9 protein-coding genes and 1 pseudogene are annotated in these 17,567 nt (G+C 66.7%); 4 read left to right on the top strand and 6 right to left on the bottom strand.

The window, feature by feature from the left end; all coding sequences use genetic code 11:
* From ACH47Z_RS38155 to ACH47Z_RS38145, 3 genes and pseudogenes are all read left to right on the top strand, one after another.
* Positions 1–525, top strand: a 525-nt coding sequence (locus ACH47Z_RS38155) for an RNA-guided endonuclease InsQ/TnpB family protein (protein ID WP_399082254.1), incomplete at its 5' end; no start/stop codon positions are given.
* A 245-nt stretch (positions 526–770) separates the two neighbouring features.
* A pseudogene (locus ACH47Z_RS38150) lies at positions 771–1,007 on the top strand (transposase); the annotation flags it as partial.
* Between the two features lie 121 nt (positions 1,008–1,128).
* Positions 1,129–1,248 (top strand): transposase, encoded by a 120-nt coding sequence (locus tag ACH47Z_RS38145; protein WP_399082251.1) that lies wholly within the window; start codon positions 1,129–1,131, stop codon positions 1,246–1,248.
* Positions 1,249–1,359: 111 nt separating this feature from the next.
* Here the strand turns inward: ACH47Z_RS38145 and ACH47Z_RS38140 are convergent, their stop codons facing one another.
* The 5 genes from ACH47Z_RS38140 to ACH47Z_RS38120 all read right to left on the bottom strand — a co-directional run bounded on the left by ACH47Z_RS38140 (position 1,360) and on the right by ACH47Z_RS38120 (position 12,986).
* The gene (locus tag ACH47Z_RS38140; protein ID WP_399082248.1) at positions 1,360–3,411 is read right to left on the bottom strand and encodes a family 43 glycosylhydrolase; all 2,052 of its coding nucleotides are present in this window, start codon (positions 3,409–3,411) and stop codon (positions 1,360–1,362) included.
* Positions 3,412–3,612: 201 nt separating this feature from the next.
* Positions 3,613–6,690 (bottom strand): RICIN domain-containing protein, encoded by a 3,078-nt coding sequence (locus ACH47Z_RS38135; RefSeq protein WP_399082263.1) that lies wholly within the window; start codon positions 6,688–6,690, stop codon positions 3,613–3,615.
* A gap of 226 nt (positions 6,691–6,916) precedes the next feature.
* Positions 6,917–8,473 (bottom strand): alpha-L-arabinofuranosidase B, encoded by a 1,557-nt coding sequence (locus ACH47Z_RS38130; RefSeq protein ID WP_399082246.1) that lies wholly within the window; start codon positions 8,471–8,473, stop codon positions 6,917–6,919.
* A 120-nt stretch (positions 8,474–8,593) separates the two neighbouring features.
* A complete protein-coding gene (locus tag ACH47Z_RS38125) occupies positions 8,594–10,153 on the bottom strand; it encodes an alpha-L-arabinofuranosidase B (RefSeq protein WP_399082243.1) in 1,560 nt (519 codons plus the stop codon).
* A gap of 142 nt (positions 10,154–10,295) precedes the next feature.
* Positions 10,296–12,986: an RICIN domain-containing protein gene (locus tag ACH47Z_RS38120; protein ID WP_399082241.1), complete on the bottom strand. Its 2,691-nt coding sequence runs from the start codon at positions 12,984–12,986 to the stop codon at positions 10,296–10,298.
* Between the two features lie 577 nt (positions 12,987–13,563).
* On the opposite strand from ACH47Z_RS38120, the gene ACH47Z_RS38115 reads away from it, so the two are divergent.
* Positions 13,564–15,504, top strand: coding sequence for an RICIN domain-containing protein (locus ACH47Z_RS38115; RefSeq protein WP_399082238.1), 1,941 nt, complete (start codon positions 13,564–13,566; stop codon positions 15,502–15,504).
* Positions 15,505–15,916: 412 nt separating this feature from the next.
* Here ACH47Z_RS38115 and ACH47Z_RS38110 read toward each other — a convergent pair whose 3' ends face one another.
* The gene (locus ACH47Z_RS38110; RefSeq protein ID WP_399082235.1) at positions 15,917–17,563 is read right to left on the bottom strand and encodes a glycoside hydrolase family 27 protein; all 1,647 of its coding nucleotides are present in this window, start codon (positions 17,561–17,563) and stop codon (positions 15,917–15,919) included.
* Positions 17,564–17,567: the final 4 nt, after the last annotated feature.

Raw genomic sequence — 17,567 nt, 5'->3', positions numbered from 1 at the left:
AAGGTCGCACGCCAGCACGCCCGCGTGGCGGACCGGCGCCGGGACTTCCACCACAAGGCATCCACACAGATCATCCGCGACAACCAAGCGGTGTACGTGGAAGACCTCGCGGTGGCCGGCCTCGGGCGCACCCGGCTCGCCAAGTCCGTGCACGACGCGGGATGGTCCGCGTTCGTCGGCATGCTGGAGTACAAGGCGGTCAAACACGGGCGCACCTTCGCCAAGGTGGACCGCGCTTTCCCGTCCTCTCAGGTCTGCTCGGCCTGCGGATTCCGGGACGGCCCCAAGCCCCTGCACGTCCGCGAGTGGACGTGCGGCGCATGCGGCACCGCGCACGACCGCGACCACAACGCAGCACGCAACGTCCTCTTCGAAGGACGCCGTATCGTCGCCGCCGGACGGGCGGAGACGCCAAACGCCTCGTGGAGCGCCGGTAAGACCAGGACGAAAGTCCCGGCACAGCGCGTTGAAGCAGGAAGCCCCCGGAAGGGTCAGACGACCCAGGCCGGAATCCCTGGACCTTAGGCCAGGGAGCACGTCAACTGGCTCCGCACCCACCTGAGGTGGGGACGGCCTTGCGAACCACGGGACGAGGAACATGAGCAGCTCCGCGGCGCCGCCCGCCTGCGGCCCCGGCGAGCAGCACCGGCCGCGGACGCAGCGGATCGGACGTCAGCCGACGACGCGACGCCCTGGCGCCCAGGCCCGCGATACTGGTGAAGGGGAGATGTTCAGATAGGCGTTCCCCTCGCCGCTTGAGGGCTTGATGCCTGTCTACCAGCCCAGCTGAGGTTCCCCGAAGGGCAGTCCCGTGCCCTGCAACCAACCCCGCGCGGCTCATCGATGACACCGGCTTCCTCAAGGACGGGGAGGCATCGGTATGCGTGGCCAGGCAGTGCACCGGCACCGCGGGCAAGGTCACCAAATGCCAGGCCGGGGTGTCGCTGCATCTGGCCTCCGACGCAGCGTCGGCGGCCGTCGACTGGCGCTTGTTCCTGCCGAGTGCTGGAACCCCGCCTCACCGTAGGCCGATCCGGCAAGGTGGCCCGCCGCACGAAGTGCGGCATCCCCGAAGAGGTCGGTCATGTCGAGAAGTGGGATCGCCCTGGATATGTTCAACGAGAGGTCGTGGGGCATCGGGGTCCCTCCGTGGTCGCCGACGGCGGCTACAGCGATGCCGCAGCCTTCCGCCTCGGCCTGGAAGAACGCGGCCTTGACTACGTGGTGGGCATCTCGGCGTCGGCCTGAGCCTCTACAAGGCCGCCCGCGAACTGCAGCTACTCCTCGCAGTCCGGATCGGCGCCTGCCCCACCTATCACCGCGATACGCCACAACCCATCCCGACCTGACCAGGCATGACTAGCCGGTGACGCGGTGGAAGGTCCACCGCTGGTTGGAGCCGCCGGTGTCGCGGTACTGGATCAGTGCGGCGCCATCGGCCGTGCTGCCCCCGCTGACGTCGAGCACCTTGCCGCTGTTGCGGTTGACCAGAATGAACTGGCCACTGGCCTGGGGGCGTAGCTGCCACTGCTGGCTCGTGCGGCCGTCAGCGGTCATCTGCACGACCCGTGCGCCGTCCGCCAGTGAGGACCCTGCCACGTCGAGGACCTTGCCGCTGTTGACGCAGGTGATGGTGTGGTAGCCGTCCGCGGTGGACTGGAAGGTCCACTGCTGGTTCGGCTTGCCGTTGTCGGGCCACTGGATCACGTAGGCGCCCTCCGCGGTCGAGGCGCCGGAGACGTCGGCGACCTTGCCGCTGCGCACGCTGACGCACGTGTAGGTCCGCGTGGGCGCGATAGTGTACTGCACTGAGTCCACATCGACGTAGCCGGTGTTGTTCGAGTTGTAGGTGTAGAGGCCGACCCGGTCGCCGCGGTAACCGCCCCAGGTGAGCTGGTAGGTGCCGCCGAACGCGGTGAAGGTAATTCCGTCAAGGCTGTAGGAGAACTGGCTGACGCCGCTCACGTTCCAGGTGGTGCGCAGCCACACGGCGTCCTGCGTGACGGCCGGGCCGTAGGTCAGGGTGCCGCCCGCGTTGTGAGCGATCGTGGTGGTGGTGCCGGTGCGCCGGACGCCCAGCCCGGCGTAGGTGGCCGCGTAGTGGCACAGTCCGGCGTGCTGGCCGTCGGCGAGGCCGGCCAGTTCGAGGCGGACGGTCACCGTCGCACCGCCCGCGGTGCGCAGCACCCGTTGGGTGAGGGTGTTGCCGACCTTGGTCAGGTTGTCGGCCGCCAGCGGTGCGAACGCCTTCAGCCTCAGGAAGCCGGGGCGTTCGGTCAGCGACCAGTGGTCCGCGCGCGGCTGGTAGTACCACTCCCACTGCGGCTTGATGCTGGTGCCGGTGAACAGGTCGCTGGTCACCACAGGAGGCAGTGCGTCGAGGGGCAGTCCGGGTGTGCCGCCGGCGGGCACCTGGCCGGTCCACACCATGGTGCCGATGCCGTCCGCGCCCACCTGGCCCAGGATCGGCCAGCCGTCCACCCAGGTCACCGGTAGCAGGGACAGCGGCCTTCCCTCCCAGTCACCGTGGCCGTGGTGAGTCACGAAGTACCAGGTGCCGTCCGGCGCCTGCACCAGCCCGCCCTGATTGGGCTCACGGTCCACCGCGGCGTTGACGTGCTCCAGCTGCCGGGTCTCGTAGGGGCCGTAGAGGCTGGAGCCGCGGTTCATCATCAGCACTCGGCCCTCTGACTTCACCTCGCTGTAGAGGTGGTAGTAGAGACCGTTGATCTTGTACAGCTTGTTGGCCTCGCTGCCCGGCGACTGGTGGATGACCGTGGGCGAGCCGACCAGCGACTTGCCGTCCTCGGACAGCTTGAACAGGTTTATCTTGTAGCTGTCCGCGTAGTGCGTGGTGATCAGGTAGCCTTGGCCGTCGTCGTCCCAGAACGGGCACGGGTCGTCCCAGCCGGAGGTCCGCCACACCGCCGTCAGCGGATCCCACGGCCCGCTCGGCGAGGGGGCCGACGTCATGAAGAAGCCCTCGTCGGGGGTGTTGAAGTACACCCAGTACCGGCCCGCGTGGAAGCGGATGGCCCCCGCCCACACACCACGGCCGAAACGGTTCATCCGGTCCCAGTTCAACTGCGGGCCGATACTGGTGAGATCGTCGACCGCGCCGCCGAGCGTGCGCCAGTTGACCAAGTCTGTCGAGTGCAGGACAGCCACGCCGGGGGAGTACCCGAACGTGCTGGTGATGCCGTAGTAGTCGGCGCCGACCCGGATGCAGTCCCAGTCGCTGAAGTCACCGGGGAGGAAGGGGTCGACGTAGGTGCCGTCGCCCTGGTCCCCCCACGTACCGGCGGGAGGTGTGGCTGCCGCCGCCATGCTGGGGGGCAGCAGGCCCGGCAGCAGGAACGCCCCGGTGCCGATCACGGCGAGCCGGCCGAGTTGTCGTCTGGTGAGGTCCACGATTTCCGTCCTTGTTCAGGAGTCGCCACGGGTGTTGGACGAATGTGTGCGCGAGTGCGCGGTGGTGGAGATCAGTAGGGGATGGTGCCGGTCCGCGTTTCACCGGCACCATCCCTCATGTCCTTCGTCTCTTTCGGTCCACCCGGCAGCAGCAGGCCGAGGCGGCTGAGCGGGGTGTGCGGTCGCCGGCGGCCGGCGGAATCAGTCCACGTTCACCGCCTGCCACAGCTGGCTGTCGGCGTTCGTGTCCGTCGTCTGCACGAGTTGAGTCGACGAGCTGGACCCCGCGAGCAGCATGCCGCTGTTCACGTTCTTGATCTTGTAGTAGCCGTTCCCACTCGCGGTCAGCGTCCAGTGCTGGCTCGCACCGTTGTTGTCCGGCTGCTGTAGGACGGTCGCGCCGTCCGCGGTGGATGCGCTGGTGACGTCCAGCAGCAGGGCGCTGTTCTGGTTGACGATCTCGTAGCTGCCGTCACCCACCGCGACGAACCGCCAGTTCTGGTTCTGCGCTCCGGTGTCGTTCCACTGGATGACGTTCGCCCCGGCGGTCAACGATGCGCCCGAGACGTCGGCCGCCTTGCCGCTGCTCTTGTTGAGGACCTTGTAGAACGCGTTCTTGGCGGGGAAGGGGATGGAGGCGAACGCGTCCAGCGCGCAGACGGTGTTGGACGAGGCCGCGTTCTTCGTTCCGTCGCAGACGACCTTGATGGTGTGCGGACCCGCGGGGAGATCCGTCTTCTCGAACAGCGGCACCTGTTTCGTCACCGTCGGGGCGTAGGCGTCGATGCCCGACTGCGCCAGGGTATCGTCGATGTAGACGTCGGCCTTCCCCATGTTCGGCTGCTTCATGCTGAGATACCGGACGCCCGAGCCGGTGAACGAGTACTGGACGTAGTCGCCGGCCTTGTTGGTGTACCTCTCGGATCCGTTGAAGTCCTTGGAGTCGTTCCAGTTCGACCAGGTGGAGGAGTAGGTCAGACTCGAGTCCTTGTCGTCGACGTAGGCCCATCGCTGCCGTACGAGGGACTTTGACGCGGCGGACGCGTTCCCCTGGGCGTCCACGACGTAGAGGCGGTAGTCGCCGACCGTCGGTGGGACGTTGATGGTCGTCGCGGTTCCGGCTGCCTTCGTCATGGTGGGGCCGACGGCAAACGTCGTCGTACCGGAGGGAGCCAGCCAGAGCGTCCTGGTCGCATCACCGATGGTGCGGACGGGGATGGACGACACGCCCTTGCCGGTGAACGTGCTCGCGGGCAGGGCGTAGTCCTGCAGGGCCAGGTTGCTCTGGGGGACGAGGTCCTTGTAGGCGTCCTCCAGACCGGAGTTCACGGCGATGTCGTACGCCTGTGACGGCCACACGTTGTCCGAGTACGCGCGCACGTCCTGGATGGTGCTGTTGGGGACGCTCTTGCTGGCGATCTTGTTGACGGTGCCGTAGGTGTTGGTGATGCTCAGGTCGTGCTGACGGCCCCAGGTGCCGGAGTTGATGGTGTAGGCCACGTTCGGGTCGACATCGAGCACGTTGTCGTGCTCGTTGAGGTAGGCGGAGCCTTCGTCGGGGTGCATCCCGTACTTGTGGCCCGCCGGAACGCCCTGGATGTAGTTGTTGCTGATCTCGGTTCCAGGCTGGCTGCCCAGCGTGTAGATGGGAGCTGAGTCGCCGAGCACCTGCATCGTGTCGACGATCTGGTTGTGGCTGATGGTGTTGTTCCTTGCCGTGGTGGTCGGCACGCCGGGGCGGATCGAGTTCGTCGATCCGTCGAAGTTCCACCAGCCCCAGCCGAGGGTGATGCCCGCCCACGGCGACTTCTCGATCCGGTTGTGCTGCACGGACAGCGAATCGGCGAAGTACGCCGACACAGGGCTGGACCCCTGGAAGAGGACCGCGCTGTCGTAGAGGTAGTTGTCCGTGACGGTGATGTTCTTGCAGACGCCCTCGACGTTCACCGGGTATTTCTCGTGGTTGGTCGAGGTGTAGTCCCCGATGTACACGTGCTGGGGGTGTCCCACGGTGGTGGCGGATCCGGCGATGTCATTGGTGTAGTTGCCGGTCAACTGTGAGTCCGTCACGTCGTTGGCCAGGGTGATCCCGTCGGCGCCGGTGTGCTGCACCGTGTTGCGCTGCAGGACGATCCCGTCCGCGTTCTCGATCTGGATGATCCCCGGCGGCAGGTCGACGTTGCGGTAGGTGTACGCGTGGAAGTTCTGCTTCGCGTACACGGTCGAGCTGGCGTTGCCCTGCTGGCCCTGCCGGAAGACGGAACCCGCGACGTTGACCAGGTTCCAGTCTGAGTGCTCGACGGTGAGCCCGGAGAAGGTGATGTTCCGCGCGTGGTCGGTCGTGGACGTGCCGGCGATCTTGAGGAGGGTGGACACGTTGTTCGGCGCGAAGACCTTCGCCGTGGTCATGTCCTCGGAGCTGGACTTGTAGTAGTACAGCGTGTGATTCGTCTTGTCGAAGTAGAACTCGCCCGGCCGGTCCAGGAACTCGTACGCGTTCATAAACGTGTGACTGCCGCCGGGGTTGAACTTGCCGTACGGCGACCCCTGGGCGATGGCCGCACCCGGCTGCTGGAACAGGGCCACGCGATTGGCGCCGTTCGAGCTCGTGGTGATCTGACGGACACCCACGATCGCCGTGTTCCAGGTCGACGCCGACGCGATCTCGACATCGTCCTGGTTGGACGCGACGGCGGGCAGATCGGAGAGGCTGTACTTGGCCCCGTCGCACTGCGAACCCGACTCCCAGGCCCAGGGCGCCTGGCCGGCCGTGACGGTGTAGGTCCCGTAGCATCCGGCCGAGTTGATCGTCTTCGAGGCCATCTGGGCGCGCTTGCCGTTGACGTAGAGGGCGCGGAGCTTGTTGTCACGGTTGAGCGTGGCCTTCCAGATGTTCCCGCTGTGCTGAGTCCAGCCGGTCACCTGTACGCCTCCGTCCAGCACCGGCTTCTCGTTCTGGTAGGCGGCGTACACGACATGGTGGCCGTTCGTTCCGGAGTCGGCCGAGGTGAAGTCGATGGTGCTGGTCACCGGGTAGTTGCCGCCGCGGAGATAGACGTTGATGTCTCCGGTCATGTTGCGATCGACCGTACGCACGACGTCCCGTGCGTGCTGCAGGGTCTTGAACGGTGCGGTGATCGTCCCGGCGTTGGCGTCGTCGCCGTTGGGGGCGACGTAGTACGTCGCCTGGGTCGCGGCCGAGGCCGGGGTCGGCGTCGTGAGAGATGTCAGCAGCGCTGCGGAGCAGGCCATCGCAAGCACTGCTGACACCTGGCGCATGATGGAGGTGACGGACTTGTAACGGACTGCGAGGGTCATCGCGAGGTCAGGGTCCCTTCGGTACGGACGCCGATCGTCAGCAGCAGGTTGGCGTGGGTGCAGGGTGTGAGGGTTGGCCATGTGTGGGGGCGACCTCCAGGTCTCCAGGAAGCGAGCACGGCCTCCCCGCGCTTGTGTAGGACTGCCGTGCTCGCTGCTGGAGGCGCTCAGAGAGCGCTGGCTGCTGTCAGCTCCAGGGAGATGCGGTGAGCCAACTGGTGTCCTGGGCCCACGACTTCGTGGAGTCCCAGGCGTTGGAGCCGCCGTTGCCGGCTATGTAGGCCGTGAAGTTGTAGTGGCGGATGTACTTCGTCGGGTAGTTGACGGACTGGAAGGAGTGGCCGATCCCGCTGTTGCCCGTGGTGGGGCAGAAGGTGGCGTCCTGCGCGAACGAGGTGCCGCCGTTGTCGGTGTTCAGGTAGAGCTCGAAGTTGGAGTGGTGCAGGAACTGGCCGGGGCTGTTGGCGGACTCGAAGGACAGGCAGGAGGTGTTGGCCAGGCCCGCGCGGACGATCCAGGTGGCGTCGGCCTTGTCGGTGGCCGAGCTGGAGGAGTTGATGCCGGAGATGCCGACCTTGGTGTCGGCGTCGTCGTGGCGCAGGTAGTGCGAGGTGCAGCAGGGGGCGGTGGTGGCCTGCAGGGAGACTCGGGAGCCGGGGGTCAGTGAGCCGGTGCTGGTTGAACCGCTGTTGTAGCCGGCGGCGGTGATGTTGGCCTGGACGGCGTTCTCGGTGGCGTCAGAGGGGTATCCCGAGGTCATGACGCCTTCGTAGAAGGTGCCTTGGGCGCCCTTGCTGTTGTCACCGCCGATGCCCAGGATGATCGCGCCTTCCTTGTGCATCGGGTTGTAGCCGGAGACGTTGGGGCGCACGCCGCTGTAGTAGGTGGACAGGCTGCCCGACTGGGCGTCGCCGCCGCGGATGGCCCACTGGTTCGGGCCGCCCTTGACGATGGCGGTGAGGAACCGGTTGGTGACGGTGGGGTCACCCGAGTTGAGGTGCTGGTTCACGCCGGAGAACAGGCCGTTCTCCAGGTCGGCCATGATCCAGGGGCCGGTGCCGCTGCCGTAACCCCAGTGATTGTTGTTGCCGAAGTAGATGGCCTCCATGTGACCGTTGCCGGTGTCGCGGCTGTTGGTCTCGGCATTGCCGTAGTCGAAGCAGCAGCCGCCGTTGAAGTGCTTGCCGTTGAAGATCGCGTACATGCCCTCAGGCTGGTCGCCGGTGGCGATGCCGTTGGTGTTGTTGTTCCGGTAGCCGGTGCCGGGGGCGACATAGACGCCGTATGCCTCGTGCCCGCCGACGGTGACCGGCGCTTCGAAGGCGTTGGCGAGGTTGTCCGGCCCACCGGCTGCTCCTCCCGCGGGTGCCTGGGTGAGGTTGTTGCCCTTGCCGGACTGGTCGTAGAGGACGGTGATGACGCAGCTGGTGGCCGCGCAGAAGGAGTCCTGTGCGGCGGCGTCGGCGTATCCGCCGGCGCTCAGCAGGCCGATGTCCTTGGTCGCGTTGTCGGAGGCACGCTTGACCTGGTACAGCGGGCCGTTGTACGTCGCGTACAGGGCGCGGGTGGTGCTGTGTGCGGCGACGCAGGGAGTGCCGCCTGCGGCGTAGATGTCGCATGGCTGCTGGGTGGCGGCCTGCGAGGTGGTTGCTGTGGCGGTGAGCAGGCCGGCGGCGAGCGCGGCGGTGGCACCGGCCGCGAGGAGCGCGCGTCTGACGCTGCGCATCCACGGTGGCTTGATCATTAAATGCTCCTTCACGAGGGGGGTTGTGCGGTGAGGCGTCGACGAATCCCGGCGTTCGACTTTTCGAACACTGCCCGAATCTGCGAACATAGTGGGGTGCGTCGACACTTTCGTTGTTCGTCAGCTCCAGGGGGCGGCGGCGAGCCAGCTGGTGTCCTGGGTCCACGACGACGTGGTGTCCCAGGCGTTGGTACCGCCGTTGCTTGCCACGTAGCCGGTGAATCGGTAGTGACGGATGTACTTGGCCGGGTAGTTGAAGGACTGCAGGGAGTAACCCGTGCCGCTGTTGCCCGGCTTGGGGCAGAAGGTGGCATCGGCGGCGAACTGGCTGGAGCCGTCGTCGGGCTGCAGGTGCAGCTGGAAGGCGTAGTGCCTGAGGTACTTGCCGGATGCGTTGGCCGACTCGAAGGAGACGCAGTTGCTGTCGGCCAGGCCGACGCGGACGATCCAGGTGGCGTCGCCCTTGTCGGTGGCGGAGCTGCTCGAGGTCACCGGCGCGATCACGACCTTGTCATCGCTGGTGTCGTGCTGCAGGTAGTCCCCGGTGCAGCACGAGGTGGTGGCCTGCAGTGACACCTTCGCACCCGGGGTGAAGGGGCTGGAGGTGCTGGTGCTGTAGCCGGCCGCGGCGATATTGGCCTGGACGGCGGCGTCGATGGCCTCGGAGGGGTAGCCCTTGACCAAGGCGCCCTCGTAGAAGGTGCCCGCGCTCGCGTTGTGGTTGGTCTGGCAGCAGTCGCCGCCGCTGCCGAGGATGATGGCACCCTGCTTGTGCATCGGGTTCCATCCGCCGGGCAGTGCGCCGCTGTAGAGCTGTGTCAGGCTCCCGGACTGGGCGTTCGCGCCCTTGAGTGCCATCTGCGTGGTGCCGTTGTTCTTGAGCATCGCGGTGACGAAGCGGCTGGTCTGGGAGACCTGGTTGGGGTTCCACGTCTTGCTGCCGCCGGAGAACAGGCCGTTCTCGATGTCCGCCTGCACCCACGGCCCGGTCCCGCTGCAACCGCCGAACCAGCATTCCGTGCCGAAGTTGATCGCGTCCATGGCGCCGTTGCCGTCGGCCTTGTGGTCGATCTCCGTGTTGCCGTAGTCGAAGCAGCAGCCGTTGTTGACGTGGGTGCCGCTGGTGACCATGTACTCGCCTTCGGGTGAGCTGCCGGTCGGCACGCCCCCGGTGGAGCTGTAGGCGAAGTAGCTGTTGCCGGGGTTGATGTACAGCGCGTAAGCCTTCTGGCCGCGCACGCTCAGCGCTTCGGTGGTCGCGGTGGCCGCCGTGTCGGCGCCGCCGGTCCCGCCGGGTCCCTGGTAGACCAGGGTGTTGCCGCCGCCGGTTTGGTCGTAGACGCGGGTGATGGTGCAGGTGGTGCCCGCGCAGAACGAGTCCTGCGCCGCGGCGTCGGCGACCCCTCCGGCGGACAGTACCCCGATGTCCTGCGAAGTACTGTCCGATGCCCGCCGCACCTCGTAGAGCGGGCCGTTGTAGGAGGCGAACAGCGCGCGGGTGGTGCTGTGCGCCGCGACGCACGGCGTGCTGCCCGCCGCGTAGATGTCGCAGGGCCCTTGGGTAGCCGCCAGCGAGGCGCCGGTGAAGGCGACAAGGCCGGTGAGGGCGAGCGCCACCGAAGCCAGGCAGACAACCACCCCCCGGCGCAGTTTTCGGAAGACGAGCAGTTCAGGCACCATGAACTCCCTTGTTCATCGTTACGGGGACAGCGAGCCGCGCCCCCAACCGGGTTCGTCGTGGGGCTGGGGGCGGGCTGAGGGGTGTTGACGGCGGGCGGACGCGTCCGGGCGAGCGGATTCGCCGACGCGTCGCGTCACCCTGTCACTGGATCGTCCAAGCCTGGTTGGACTGGTTCAGCGGCATCCACTGACTGATGGCGGCTCCGTCGGCCGTCGATCCGCCGCCGACCTCCAGGACCTGCCTGCTCTCGAAGTTGCGGATGACGTACCCACCGCTGGTCGGCTCGAAGTACCACAGCTGGTTGTTGCCGCCGTTGTAGGTGTACTGCTGCAGCGCGGTACCCGTCCGGTGACTGGAGTTGTCGATGTCGAGGGCCTTGCCGCTGTTCCGGTTCACGATCTTGTAGAGCTGACCGCTGACCGGGACGATGTTCCACTGCTGGTTGGCACCGCCGTTGCTCGGCCACTGGATGACGCTTCCGCCGTCGGTGGTGGAGTTCTGGTACACGTCCATCAACTTCCCGCTGTTGACGTTCTTGATCGTGTAGTTCGTCGACGGGTTGATGGTCGGCGTACCGGTCGAGTCCTCCAGCGCCCCGCCGGCCTGCTGCACACTGAAGTCCGCGATGAAGAAGTACGCGCCGTCGGTCTTGGCGACCCGCACGTAGCGGAACTTCTGACGGACGTCGATGTTGCCCGTGAGCGTCGCGGCGAGCGGCAGTGTGTCCGTCTGGCGTCCCAGGACGGTGTAGGTGCCGAAGGACGGGTCGTTGGAGGCCCGGATCTCGAACTTGCCGCGGGTCTCGGGCTGATCCAGGTCCTGACGGGTCGTCAGGGAGAACTGTCCAAGCTGGTAGGCCTGCCCCAGGTCGACCTGCCACCACGCCGAGGTGTCGCTCCCGGTCGGCGACCAGCCGGTGGCACCGTCGTTGTCGTTGGCCTTGGCCGCCCCCCAGGCGGAGCCGTTCACCGAGGAAGAGGACGCCGACTTGTTGTAGGCGAGGTTCAGCTTCGCCGCCAGCCCCTGGTAGGCGGACTCGAGACCGGAGGCCTTGATCACCGTGTCGCCGGACGTCGTGTTGTTGGTGAGCGTGAGGTTGGAGCCGTTGCGGTTCTGGTTGATGAATCCGTCGGTGTGCGACAGCACGTTGTTCGAGAGGGTCATGTTGTTCGACCCCTCGTCCAGGTACATGCCGGCCACGGCCGAGCCGCAGGCGGCCGGCCCTCGTATCACGTCGTGGATGTAGTTGCCGTTGATGACCGTGCCCGGGTCGTTCGAGAGGTGGTAGATACCGGCGGAGTCGCAGAGCCGGTTCATCACGTTGCCGATCTGGTTGTAGCTGACGCTGTTGTTGCCTTCGGCGTTGGCCTGCGACTGCCAGCCCCAGCCGAGCGAGATGCCGGCCCACGGAGTGTCGGAGATGTCGTTGTGGTCGATGGTGGTGCTGTTGACGAAGCCCGCGTTGATGCCCGCGGTTCCCAGGTAGTCCTCACCGATCCGGGTGATCAGGTTGTTCTTGACGGTGACGTTCTTGACCACCTCCCGGGCGTCCTCACCGGCCGGTGAGGCAGGCGGGTTGTAGACGGTGTGGAACTCCACGGCCGGGTCGGAGAACTTGCCGACCATGATTCCGTTGCCGGCGATGTCGTGAACGAGGTTGCCGGTCACGGTGCTGTCGTGCACGCCGTGGTGCAGGTCGAGGGCGGTGGCTCCCATCTGCGTGAAGGTGTCGCCGGTGAAGGAGACGCGGTCGGCGTCCGAGGCCTGGACCCCGGCCGGCGGACGACCGACGTACTGGTTGTTGGAGGTGTCGGCCGAGAGGTTGTAGTTGCCGCCCTGGCCGTTGAGGTAGCCGTTGTCCGTCGCTTCCATCCAGGTGGTCTGGGCGAAGGTGATCCCGGAGAAGCGCAGGTCGTGGGCGGGACTGTCGAGGTTCGTGCCCTTGATGTCGAAAAGGGTCTGCAGCGTCGGCGCCTGCACGGTGGCCGTGGACATGTCCTCGCCGGGGCGGGGCTTGTAGTAGACGGTCTGCGCGGCCGTGTCGACGTAGAACTCGCCCGGTTCGTTGAGGAACTCGTGGGCGTTCTCGAAGTGCAGGGGGGAGCCGTCGGAGAGGACCGGGAAGGGGCGGGGGAACAGGATGCCCGCCTCGTGGTCCCGGATCGACACGTCGGCGGTACCGTCCGCGGAGCTGATCGACTTCAGCCGCAGATAGTTCTCGCCCCACTGCGTCTCCAGCATCATCTCGACCTGGTTCAGGTGGTTCCAGTTGGAGACCTGGGAACTGAGCACCTTCAGCAGCTTGTTGGTCTTGTCGCTGCCCTGGAGCTGGAAGTCCGAGCCGAGGTCGGGGTAGCGGGCCCGGGTGGCGCGGACCCCGTTGACGTACATCTGCCGGAAGTTGAGGCTGCCGACCGGCGCCTTGTACTCGCCGTTGGTGGCCGCGGTCCAGCCGGTGATCGTCTTGCCACCGCTGATGACGGGCGTCTCGCCGTTGTAAGCCTGGTAGACGACGGTGTGGCCGTTCGTGCCCGAGTCGCCGGCGCCGAAGGTGATGGGGGCGGTGAGGGGGTAGGTGCCTCCGCGCAGGTTCACGACGATGTCGTCGGACATGTTCGCGTTGACGGCCCGGACCGCGGCCTGGGCGGCCTGGATGGTCTTGAACGCCGTCGCGGTGCTGGTCCCCGAGTTGCTGTCGCTGCCGCCCACGGGGTCGACGTAGAAGTTCGTCGTGGCCGCGTAGGCGGGTTGAGCGGGCAGTACGGCCGCGAAGACGACAGCCGCCGCCGCGAGCGCCTTGACCGTCCCCGCGCCGATACGTAGGGGTCTCATCTGTAGTGTGTCCCTCCTCCAAACCCCCCTGACTTCCTATGAGTTGCATTTATCGATGCAAGGAGGCGTCACGGTCAAGGAGATAGGCATATTTATTTTTCACTGGCGCAACGCAGACGACATGGGGAGGAAGTGGAGCCGGTGTTGCGCGGACTACCTTCAACGAGGAATCACCCCAGGTTATGGCGCTGTTGGCTGTGGCGATCGGCCGCCGACTGTGACTCGCTCAGCCTGTTCCTGGAGGACCACCTCTTTTAAATGAGTAGTACTCATTTGGTGAGCGTGGGCGTTGCCGCCCGAGGAGGCGGAGCGGGTGACGCTTCCGTGGCCGTAGCGCTCTGGTTTCTCTGTTGAAACATGGCATGTCTCGGCGGAACGAATAGCCACCTAAGCGAACAAAACGGCCTCCTCTACTCTCTGTCTGAGCACTTTCATCCACGTACCTGTTGACACGGAGCAGTTACGTCATCGAACTTCATGCGTAACATCCGACGCTCGGAGCCCAAGGCAGGGCCGTGCCTGAGCACTTGGGGTCGCAGCCCCTCGGGCTGCCGCCCCGACACCCGGGAGTTCACCCATGTCGTCAGGAAGACTGTCCCGTCGTACCTTGCTGGGCTCCGCGGGCGCCGCTGTGGCCGCGAGCGCGTTGTCCGTGGCTCCCGGCTTCTCCCACCTGCTCCCTCAGGCGGCCGCCGCGGACCTGCAGACCAATCTCAGCGACCTGGTGAACATGCGGTTCGGCATGTTCAACCACTTCAACATGGGGACGTTCACCAACGAGGAGTGGGCCGCCCCGAACCAGAACCCGGCTCTGTTCGCACCCACGGCAGTCGACTGCGCCCAGTGGGCGGCGGCCGCGGCGGCGGCGAAGATGAGTTACGGCGTCCTGACCACCAAGCACCACGACGGCTTCTGCCTGTGGCCCAGCGCCTACAACACCTACAACGTCGCCAACAGCTCCTACAAGCATGACGTTGTCGCGCAGTACGTGACCGCCTTCCGGGCCCAGGGCCTGAAGGTCGGCCTGTACTTCTCCATCTGGGACCGCACCTACAACGTGCAGGCCTACGACACCCGCCACAAGGTCGCCTCCGACCAGGCCATCCAGCCCGGCGACATCACCTACATCCTCAACCAGATCACCGAACTGCTCACCGACTACGGCACCATCGACATGTTCGTCACCGACGGCTACGCCTGGCAGATGGGCCAGCAGGCCGTCCCCTACCAGCGCATCAGGGAACATGTGAAGTCCCTGCAGCCCGACATCGTGATGATCGACCACGGCGGGCTGTCGGTGCCCTACCTCGGCGACGCGATCTACTTCGAGGAGCCCCTCGGCATCACCTCACCGGCAGGCAACACCTACGCCTCGCTGCAGGGCCAGACGATCAGCAACGGGTGGTTCTGGCATCCGGCGACGCCCACGACCGATCCGATGAGCAAGGCGGCGATCCTGTCGCACCTGGCGGATCTGGAGCCGAAGTACACCTCCTTCATCCTCAACTGCCCGCCCAACCGCAACGGTGTGCTGGACACCAACATCGCCAACCGGCTCTCCGAGGCCGGCGCCGCCTGGAGCGGCCCCGACACTTCCCGGCCGCCCCTGCCCACCCAGATGCTCCGCGCCGAACACCCGGTCACCCCCGTGGCCGCCTACGCCACCGACTACCACACCGGCGAAGGCCCCATGAACGCCATCGACGGCCTCAGCGACAAGAACTTCGAGACCTGCTGGTCCACCTGGAGCCTCACGCTGCCCCAGAGCATCACCATCGACCTCGGCGGTGTGTGGAGCAACATCTCCACCCTGGAGTACCTGCCCAAGCAGTGGAACCGCAACAACACCACCGACGGTGACATCACCGCCTGCACCATCTCGACCAGCACCGACGGCACCACCTTCACCCAGGTCGCCACCGCCCGCTGGGCCGGTGACCACACCACCAAAATCGTCGAATGGCCCGCCCGCAACGCCGCCTTCGTCCGCATCCAGGTCACCGCGGGCACCGGCGGCTACGCCAACATCGGCAACCTGCGCATCGGCGGCCGCACCGCGACACCCGCCCTGGTCTCCGCCCTCTTCCCCGGCGACGGCACCGCGTACCGCCTCGTCGCCCGCCACAGCGGCAAGGTCGCCGACGTCTCGGGCGCCAAGACCGCGAACAACACCGCCATCCTGCAGTGGCCCTGGCAGAACCACGCCAACCAGAAGTGGACCATCGTCCCGGCCGACAGCGGCTACTACAAGATCCGCAACGCCAACAGCGGCACGCTCATGGAAATCGGCGGACTCTCCCGCGTGAACGGCGCAGCCGCCGACATCTGGAGCGACGCCGGCGCGCCCCAGCAGCAGTGGGCCATCACCCCCACCGGCAACGGCTACTACCTCCTCACCAACCGGCTCAGCGGCCTCTCCCTCAACGTCGACAGCGGCTCCACCGCCGACGGAGCCGCCATCAACCAGTGGACCTACACCGCCATCCCTCAGCAGCAGTGGCAGATCACCCCCTCCTGACAGAGGATCGAAAGAAACGTGCATCCGGCGCGCACAGGCGCCGGATGCACGCACTTCTCGGGCAACCGCTGCGCGAGCGGCACTGGAGGCCCACGCAGGTGCGGGCCGACGGCGGCTACGCCGGGCAGCTGGTCGACTTCGCCCACCGCATCCTTGGGATGGCGTTGACGGTGGTCAAACGCGCCGACCACGTCTGGAGGTTCATCGTGCTGCCCAAGAGGCGGCTGGTGGAGCGCAGCCTGGTGGGACTCATGGAGCAGTTCGGCGTCGCCCTGGCCGCCCTGGTCCACCAGCTGTGGGTCATGGGCTTGGACGGTCCCGGTGCGAGAGGGCAGTCCCCGCAGGGTGACATGCTGTCTTGGGACTGCCCTCTTCCGATCGGACATCTGCCTGCGCGGGCAGGGGTGGTGGGTTACGGGAACGCGGTCCACTTCTGGTTGTTCTGGCCGCTGCAGGTCCACAGGATGGCTGAGGTCCCGTTCACGGTTCCTGCCTGCTGGGCGTCCAGGCACAACCCGGCGTGGACATTGCGGATCGACCCGTCGGCTTGCATGGTCCACTTCTGGTTGTCCTGGCCGTTGCAGGGCCAGATGATGACCGGCGTGCCGTTGGTGGTGCCCTGGTTGGAGGCGTCCAGGCACTTGTCGCCGTAGACGCGGATCTCGCCTCCGGCCCACGTGGTCCACAGCTGGTTGGCGGCGGTGTGGCAGTCCCAGATCAGCGTCGTGGTCCCGGCCGTGGTGGAGGCGTGATCCACGTCCAGGCAGCGGCCGGACCCGGTACCGCGCAGCCGTGCGGTGGTGGAGGCCAGCGGGCTGCCGCCGGTCATCTTGAACACAGCGACACCGTGCGCCGGGACGCTCGCCGAGATCTGGCCGGAGCTGCTCGACGTGCCGCCGGTCCACAGGTCGGTGAGGGTGAACGGCCCTCCGGTGAGGCCGACTTGCGCGGCCGTGGCGGTGACGGTCGCGGTGCCGCTCCCCCGGTTGAACAGGCCGACCGCGACCGAGCCGTCGGACAGGGGCTTGGCGAACACCTCGGTGTCACCGTCGTCGCGCACCCGGCGCCCGCCCGCACCGAGCGAGTCCTGGTTGACCGCCAACAGGCGAGGGTTGCGCAGGATCGCGCTCACGTCGCTGGACATGGTCCGGATGTCGTTGCCTGCGATGAGGGGGGCCGAGAGCAGCGACCACAGGGCGAAGTGGGAGCGGGACTCGTTCAGCGACAGACCGGGACGGCCGACTACGAGCATGTCGGGGTCGTTCCAGTGACCCGGACCCGACTGAGCGGCCAGCGGCGCGTCGACGTCGAGGACGTTGCCCACGCCCATCGGGTAGCTGTTGGTGTTGCCGTTCTGCCAGATGTCGAGCAGATCCTCGGTCGTCCGCCACAGGTCGGCGACCTCGCCCCAGTTGTAGGTGGCGCCGGTGATGGCGTGGAAGCTGTTGGGGTTGATGCTGTAGACGATCGGCCGCCCGGTGGAGCGCAGGGCGTCGCGCATGAGGGTGAACTGCGCGACCTGCTGGTCCAGGGTGCCGCTGGAGGAACACCAGTCGTACTTGAGGTAGTCCACACCCCATGAGGCGAACGTGGCGGCGTCCTGGGCCTCGTGGCCCTTGCTGCCGGTGGAGCCGGGGTAGGTGCCCACGCCCTGCGCGCACGTGCGCTCGTTGGGGGCCTCGTAGATGCCGAACTTCAGCCCCTTGCTGTGGATGTAGTCCCCGAGCGCCTTCATCCCACTGGGGAACTTGGTCGGGTCGGCCCGCAGGTTGCCCGCCGCGTCGCGCTGCGGGTCGTACCAGCAGTCGTCGACGACGACGTACTGGTAGCCCGCGTCCTTCATGCCCGAGGACACCATCGCGTCGGCGGCCTGGCGGACCTGTGTCTCGTCGACACCGCATCCGAAGCTGTTCCAGCTGTTCCAGCCCAGCGGCGGGGTGAGGGCGGGGCTGCCCGGTGTGGCCTCGGCGGTCGTGCCGGCGGAGGCGGTGACGCAGGCGGTGAGCGTCAGCGCGGTGGCTGTGAGGAGACGCAGCAGTCGTCTGTGCATGGGAACCATGCAG

It is taken from the genome of Streptomyces sp. NPDC020192 (assembly GCF_044388685.1).
In the GTDB taxonomy this organism is placed as follows: domain Bacteria; phylum Actinomycetota; class Actinomycetes; order Streptomycetales; family Streptomycetaceae; genus Streptomyces.
Note: the sequence above shows the minus strand (reverse complement) of the source record. Positions and strands in the feature narration are given on the sequence as shown.